The organism is Okeania sp. SIO2F4, assembly GCF_010672385.1.
Lineage (GTDB): Bacteria > Cyanobacteriota > Cyanobacteriia > Cyanobacteriales > Microcoleaceae > Trichodesmium.
Window position 1 is genome coordinate 1 of record NZ_JAAHGT010000420.1, and the last position, 7,972, is coordinate 7,972.

Sequence of the window (7,972 nt, forward strand, 5' to 3'; positions counted from 1 at the left end):
TTAGTTCTCGATCAGTATTGCCTTTTCCTCCTTTAAAGGTAATAAAACTGAATTCTGAATGCTGAAGACTAAATCCTTACTACGGTATAATAAAAATTACGATATATAGCTTATTTATTAAGCAAATACTCAGTAGCTAATTTACCAAAAAAACCTTGTTTTTTAAATATATATTTGAGGTGGCTAAATTGATGAAAATTAAATCAAAGGGGTAGTTCTTGATCAGTATTGCCTTTTCCTCCTTTAAAGGTAATAAAACTGAATGCTGAATGCTGAATGCTGAAGACTAAATGCTAAATGCTAAATGCTTGCTAAGGATTATCAATCATTTTTATATTTTTTTTTCCAGTCAATCCCCAACCTTTTAAGGTAATCCCAACCTCGTTGAGGCCATACATGATCCCGACCAGTTTTCTTAGCTATCCAACGAGCTACTTTTGGACCCGACCATGCTCCACCATCAGGAGCAGGCCCTTGTAAAGCCACCGATAGTTCCTGTTGTTGCTCGGGAGTCAATAAAGATTTGGCAGGTGGTGGTTGACGATCCTTGCTACGATTCTTCACAGACTCTGGCCCTTCTCGGTTGTAACGCCCAACAATTTCCTTAGCATAATCATAGTTAAGTCCAACAACTTGAGCTGCCTTTTTAATAGACCATTGTTGAGCAATCAGAAGCAGGAGATGCCACCGACGAGATTCGATGGTGTCTGGAGCTTGTCGGTAGCGAATTTTCAGTTCTTCTATCGTCAGATATTGTTTTAAACGAGCTTTTGGTGGCATAGCTCCTACCAGGAAATCATGGGAGTTTCCTAGTTTCTCAAGCTATTTGTGTCATTTTCCGGATAAAATATAAATTTGGATCTAAAAAAATTACCATCAGTAAAATTCTTTGATTTAAACTTAAAGCTTAATATCGATCGGCTTTTTAGCATTTTTATCTCGTATCTCAGTCTGGTCTAAGGCTTAATTGTCGCTCAAGGGCATCGTCGGGAAGATGTCATTTCATTTATCAGTTATCAATACCTCTACCTGAAGCGGGAGGTTCAAAATACGGAATTTTCTTTCTCTTGGTCGATTGGATATGGCGTTTCGCGGAGCGACTTGAATTGCGGAGCGGCTCTGCATTCTTCGGGAAAGCTCGCCATCCAATCCTAGGTCATGCTCCGCTTTCCGACCGCTTTTTATCCCCTTGAAAGGGGAGGCATGAAACCTTATTTATTGGTCAAAGAGTGAGTCTAACAACTGCATTAGTTTTGAGCGACAAAACTTTCGATTCCTGCATCAATACCTAATGACCTTTCACCTACTGGATTTTCTGGGACTGACTCTGATGAAGTAAAGATAATCATCAAATAGTAACCAGTAGCTTTTTTGACTATCCTAGCTTGTTTCGCTTGAAAGCCTTCTGGATATGACCTACTTTGTTTGATTTTAATCCAACCTAGCTGAAACAGTTTAACTCCACACTAAATTAAAAATTATAACGGGAGTCCTTTTTCAACATTCTCTGTATAGATGAATCAATAATTATTCTCAATAGCTTAATACTAAGTCTCTATGAAGATCCTTTTCTATGAACTCAATCAAATTAAGTTATGCCAATTTTATGTGCGGCTGTACAGAATTATGAATTTATTAACTTGCCTGTCTTTATCTAAAATTAACTCTGATTAAAATTTTATTCTATGCTACTTCATATTAATTTGGTATTAGAGTAATTTAGAAGGGACGATCATTACCCGGATTTCTCACAAAATAAGTTTGACTTATCAAAATCCTTATCTACTCAAAGTCATACAGAATAAGGTTTTCAACAGTGTTTTGTTTTTTTTTATCTCTTTTAAGCAGGGTTAAATGCTTGCTATACAAGGTTTTTAGCGACTAGAATCGCAAAGTTTGTGAGAAATGCAGGATTACTACGCTCAATTCCTGTTATTGACATACTCTCGGGCCTAAAGGCACGGAAATTCTCCTGAAACCACGATTCTTGGTTCACCGAGTCCACTTAAATTAGATACCTTGCGATACCTAAGCCAGAGATGGTTCTCTCCCCAAGTGTTTGCTCTATTGCCTCTTTCAGAGGAGCTGCGCTAACAAGAGCCTGTTCCCGTATGCCTTACGGTACAATTCAAACCTCAAAAAACTTTGGTTCTCTGGTACTTGTTGCTTAGAGCAATTCCTAAGTATAAGCATTACTGTACACGTGCCTCATAACTCTAGTTTTCAAGGTGCAAAGGCTGCAACCCGAGTAACTTATAGGTGTTTAGAGCAGTTGAATACCTTTGCGCTATTTCCATAATGACATAAAGTCCCCCTATAAGGCGGATACTTTAAACCCAATTTTTCGGTAACTTTTATTCAATTCAACTTGATTTTTTCCACCTTCCAAAGTATAGCAATATTTTTGATAACTGGTACTATAGCATTTTTGATTGATATAGACTACACAAACTTTGCCTTAAAGATAGAGGCCGTAATGGAGAATTGGTCTGTTCCATTAATCTGAAAAGTCCTATAAACACTCACAAGATTTGTGGTAAAATTCAGCTTGCGGTAATGCAGGTATATTATAGGGAGTTATTTCCTCACCCTCAGATCATTATCACCTTTGAAAATTTCATGGTAACGTGGCTGGTTAGGATCAAAAACTCTCTAGCACAGCCAAAAAATACCCGCACTCTTAAATTTTAAATCCTTCCGCCGCCCGACAGTCGGTAGAAGTAAAAACAAATGCTTGTGGAGGGAATAGACCATAGCTCTTAATCAGCAATGATTTCTACCTTAGGCAAACCCTAATCAGCAAGAATCTCCTGTTATATCAATAAGCATTAACGGTGAGACTGTCAAAATCTCATAGGTAAACTTTAGGAATAATGGTATATGGCATCCATTAGCGAGCTGCATCAACAACTAATAAGTAAAGAACGCTCTGCTGTAGAAATTACCCAAGAAGCTCTGGAACGCATCAACCAGTTGGAGCCGAAATTGAAAAGCTTTATCTGTGTTACGGCACAAAAAGCCATCGCTCAGGCCCGTCAGGTGGATGCCAAAATTGCTACAGGAGAAGAAATTGGACCACTAGCAGGGATTCCGATCGCTGTTAAGGATAATATGTGTACTAGAGGTATCCCTACTACTTGTGGTTCTAAGATTCTAGAAAATTTTATTCCGCCTTATGAATCTACGGTAACTCAAAAACTTGTGGATGCTGGGGCAGTAATTTTAGGCAAGACTAATCTAGATGAATTTGCCATGGGCAGTTCGACAGAAAATTCTGCCTATCAAGTCACTGCTAATCCCTGGGATGTGGAACGAGTACCTGGAGGATCTTCGGGAGGTTCGGCAGCAGCAGTGGCATCTGAAGAATCTGTAGTGTCATTAGGGTCAGATACAGGTGGCTCAATTCGTCAACCAGCATCTTTTTGTGGAGTGGTGGGGATGAAGCCTACTTATGGTCTGGTTTCTCGCTATGGGTTAGTAGCTTATGCTTCTTCTCTAGATCAAATAGGTCCTTTTAGCAGAACTGTGGAAGATTCTGCAATTTTATTGCAGGCGATCGCTGGTTATGACCCTAAAGATTCTACCAGTCTGAATGTCCCTATCCCAAATTACACTAAAAATCTCAGACCTAATTTAAGACCTAAAGGGCAAATTAGAATTGGTCTAATTCAAGAAACTTTTGGTGAAGGTTTAGACTCATCTGTTCTTGAAGCTTTCACTAAAGCAGTAGAAGTACTCCAAGAGTTGGGAGCAGAAATTCAGGTAATTTCTTGTCCTAGATTTCGCTACGGTTTACCTACTTATTATGTTATTGCTCCATCGGAAGCTTCAGCAAATTTAGCCCGCTATGATGGAGTCAAATATGGTTTCCGTACTCCTGAGTCGGAAAATCTATTGAATATGTATGCCAAGACTCGCGCTGAGGGTTTCGGTTCAGAAGTTAAGCGCCGAATTATGATTGGTACTTACGCTTTGTCGGCTGGATATTATGATGCTTATTATCTGAAAGCTCAAAAAGTCCGTACTTTAATTAAGGAAGATTTTGATAAAGCTTTTGCTCAAGTAGATATTTTGGCTTGCCCTACTTCTCCAACTACAGCATTTAAGGTGGGTGAAAAAACTGATGACCCTCTGAGTATGTATTTGTCTGACTTAATGACTATTCCAGTTAATTTGGCTGGTTTACCTGCTTTGAGTTTACCTTGTGGTTTTGATCGACAAGGATTACCCATTGGTATGCAATTGATTAGTAATGTTTTGAGAGAAGGTTTACTCTTTGAAGTTGCTCATGTTTATGAACAATCTAATGATTGGTATAAACATCAACCTCAACTTTAAAAAGTTAGTTTTTAGTTTTTAATTTTTCTTGATGACGTGTTAGGTGTTGATAAAGTGTATCGGTTAAAAGCCATAAGGAATGAGGATTTTATTATCTACAAAAGCTGAAGACGAAGATGATTTCCAGGGGGTTTTAACCCCTGGGTGAAACATGAGCCACGGAATTTCCATGGGCTAACTACTTCTCAACCATACTCAGCAAAAAGATATTCAATAAGCTGGACAATCTTTTATGCAAAAGATTATGGAGATGGGCAAGTATAAGGCATCCTAATAAGCCTGCCACCTGGGTCAAGAAAAAGTATTTTCCTGATGTTAAAGAAACCAGAAGTTGGATACTTAACAATGGCAAATATATACTAAACCGACCTAAGGTCAGTAGACCATATAAAACCCAGGTCTAAAGGTGGTGACAATATACTTAAGATTGACATCCTCCCGACGCTGCTAATCGAGACAGGTCGGCATTCCCTAACATCGCTGATAGGGGCTTTCTGCTGCCTCTTGCAGAGGAGCTGCGCTTTTCATGTCGCGAAGCGAAACATAGCATCTGCCTCCGAGGCCGAACCTTTTTCCGGTCTAAAGGCGCGCTCCACAGACAAGACAGAGCCGCCAAAGGGGGTCTCCTCCATGAGAGAATGGCGCTGACACTGCTAGCCCATCAGCGTTTAAGTACAATAGCACAATATTGGAAAAACCGCAACATTGATTGGTTTTCCCATATCTCAGCTCCCTTGTCAGGAGAGCGCGGGTCAAGGGCCAACGTTGAGATAAACAATTGTTGCACCGACATTGCCACGACGTTAAGACTGCCTTGGATAAGAAAACATATCCAAAGCCAAAACTACAGGACTTACCTGACGAGTATATATGGATGGAGGATATGTTGTTGACATCTCCAGGGGTTGAAACACCCTGGATTCTGTAGTAAATCTACCGCTTAGGGGACGGGGCGTAAAAATGTGCGGAAGTAAATTCCGCACGCAGCCCCTCATAAATCCACATTTGCTTAAGCCCGAAGGGCAGACTCCTAAACTCCTCGGCATAGACCGAAATCTAGCTGTGAGTTTACTTTTTTATTAGCTAAAAGAGTGGTTTTACTCGCACTGGTTGGAGCAATCTTCTCGCTGCTTTAGCTGCCTGCTTGCTTTTCCTGCGGAATGCGGAGCTAACAGCCGTCGTAGGAAATCAAGTCCCCTTACAGGTGTCCGCCGGAATTTCACCGCAAAGTGCAGTCATGTCATGGCGACAAACCTTGTTCGGTCTTCCTCTAGTATACCAGGCTTTTACTCCGCTTTATTACCCGCGTGTCGTTATTCAACCAGGGGATAAATCTTCTGGGAACTTTCCTCCCGTTATTTTTTTAGGTTTTGAGGCAGGGATGTGCCTATGAAAAAGGACGTTTAGGAGAGTAGCTGATTTGGAGGTGAAAGTCTCATGTCCAGTTCTGAAGACGAGTCGGGTAGGTTAACTTGCCTGGCTTAGTTTAACAACATTTTGCGGATGGGATCCCGCGGGGTGCGCAAGACGCAAGCGGTCATACCCCGCGGTGTGCGTAAGACGCAAGGGAATGCTGACCAAGAGAGGGAACGCCCACCAAGAAGGCGGAGGAACTCGCAGTTTTAGTGTGTGGAGCGACTCTAAGACCCGAAGAGAGTAAGTCTCGGAAGGCGGGTGCGAAGAAGTAGAAAGCCCCCTATAGCTTGATGGAGCGGGAATCCCGCACTGTCACGCAAGTGCAGCCTCGGGAGGATATCAATAAATTGTGAGGTTTAAGGTTTAAGTAGATTGGCGTTAAAATTTATGGTTATGGCAAGGTAAGAGGCGGAATGGAGGAAGGAAAAGGATTTTTGATAACTTTACTTTTTTTACATACTGTGTTTTTTTCGTGTCTACCTACTTATCTAGACTTCAGGAGTCAGCAGAGAGGAATAACCAGCTATAAGTATGAGAAGGAGCAGAAAGTTTTTTGATCGCTAATAAATAAGATTTACGCAAAGAAACCCAGTTGGTATGAAAAATCCTTAATTTGAACAATAGACATCCAGGAAAAAACCGGGTGTAGAGGGTTCGGTTTGGGTAATTCCTAAGTAATTAAGCAGACATAATATGATCTAATTATAAATTTTTGTTATGTGGCAATCTTATCTTTTTTCTGTTATGAAGTGGCTTTTAATTGTTGGAATAGTTTCGGTTATCGGATATGTTGCTATCTGCATATTTCTAGTCTTAGTGCAACAGCGATTTATATTTTTCCCTAGTTCGGTTATAGAAATAACACCGGAAAATGTAAATCTCTCCTATGAAGATGTTTGGTTACCTGTCTCTGAGAAAAAAGGCAAGTTGGAACGAATACATGGATGGTGGATACCTGCTAATTCTTATATGTCAGATTTTCAAGATGTGGTGTTATATTTTCATGGTAATGGTGGCAATATAGGAGCGAATGTTGAAAAAGCTTATAAATTTCATAAATTAGGTTTTGATGTCTTGTTAATAGATTACCGAAGTTATGGGCGTAGTACAGGGAATTTTCCTAGTGAAGCGCAGATTTATCAAGATATAGAAATTGTCTGGAATTATTTAGTTAATCAACGGGAGATTAATCCGCAAAATATATTGGTTTGTGGTCATTCTTTAGGTGGATCTATTGCTATTGAGTTGGCTACAAGACACCCACAAATGGCAGGATTAATCATTAAAAGTTCTTTTACTTCTATGCAAAATATGGTCAATTATCAGGATGGGATTTATAAATTATTTCCCGTAAAATTACTACTGCATCAAAAATTTGACTCTATTTCAAAACTAAGGAAATTAGATATACCAATTTTGTTAGTTCATGGCACAGAAGATATGTCAGTTCCTGCCTATATGAGTGAACAATTATTTGGAGTTACTCCTGCTGAAATTCAATATTTATATATAGTTCCTGGTGCAGGTCATAATAATGTTACGGCTATTGCTGGTGATGAGTATTTACATATAATTAATGATTTTATTAATCAATTAAACAATCATTTGCTCAACCACAAATAGGTTTTTTTAAGTAGCTATAAAATCTGAAGTAGGTTAATTTTTTTTAACTAAAGCTAGTAATTTATAAGCTGTACCTTACTAGCTTGGGAAAACCTTAAATTAAGAATTAAAGTATTGAATAAGTATCGCATTATTTTGAGTAATTGGTATTTCCTTGTCCCTGTCTTTTTGTTTCAGAATATTTTTTGCATAACTACAATAGGACTGCTATATTATGTCGAAAATTACTATGATTAAATTAATACCAAATTCAAATTAAGCTGCATATAATAATATTTTAATCATAATTATAAAGTATAAGTAAATCTCAAAAAGCAGATAGGGAAAACTTCACTGGAAACAGGAAATAGGGGAAAACAAGAACGCATTACTATTGGCAACCATAGTAAGCATTTAGCCATCGGCTATTAGCCATAGCATGATTAACTTATTCTGAGACAGAAGTGGAATTATTATTGATAGTATTCAGGCAAAATTAAAAGTAATTATGATAGCTTAATTACTAATCTTAGCAATTATTGCCGTCATCCTGAGAGCTGACCAGCTAGCTAGCTGAATGCTTACCAACCATCAAACCAAACTGAAAGTATAGCTA

At 38.9% G+C, this 7,972-nt stretch carries 3 protein-coding genes and 1 pseudogene; 3 read left to right on the forward strand and 1 reads right to left on the reverse strand.

From position 1 onward, the window contains the following. Positions 1-321 precede the first annotated feature (321 nt). A complete protein-coding gene (locus tag F6K22_RS23425) occupies positions 322-780 on the reverse strand; it encodes a helix-turn-helix domain-containing protein (protein WP_293103416.1) in 459 nt (152 codons plus the stop codon). A gap of 2,100 nt (positions 781-2,880) precedes the next feature. Here F6K22_RS23425 and gatA point away from each other — a divergent pair. The 3 genes and pseudogenes from gatA (at position 2,881) to F6K22_RS23440 (ending at position 7,377) form a co-directional block, all read left to right on the forward strand. Further along, positions 2,881-4,338, forward strand: coding sequence for an Asp-tRNA(Asn)/Glu-tRNA(Gln) amidotransferase subunit GatA (gene gatA, locus F6K22_RS23430; protein ID WP_293103419.1), 1,458 nt, complete (start codon positions 2,881-2,883; stop codon positions 4,336-4,338). Between the two features lie 182 nt (positions 4,339-4,520). Beyond that, a pseudogene (locus F6K22_RS23435) lies at positions 4,521-4,742 on the forward strand (group II intron maturase-specific domain-containing protein); the annotation flags it as partial. A 1,729-nt stretch (positions 4,743-6,471) separates the two neighbouring features. Beyond that, complete coding sequence (locus F6K22_RS23440; protein ID WP_293103423.1) at positions 6,472-7,377, forward strand: alpha/beta hydrolase; 906 nt, start codon at positions 6,472-6,474, stop codon at positions 7,375-7,377. The last annotated feature ends 595 nt before the right edge of the window (positions 7,378-7,972 follow it).

Excerpts from the sequence above, each read along its gene's own strand:
- F6K22_RS23425 (WP_293103416.1), bottom strand. The coding sequence starts at position 780 with ATGCCACCAAAAGCTCGTTTAAAACAATATCTGACGATAGAAGAACTG.
- gatA (WP_293103419.1), top strand. The coding sequence starts at position 2,881 with ATGGCATCCATTAGCGAGCTGCATCAACAACTAATAAGTAAAGAACGC.
- F6K22_RS23440 (WP_293103423.1), top strand. The coding sequence starts at position 6,472 with ATGTGGCAATCTTATCTTTTTTCTGTTATGAAGTGGCTTTTAATTGTT.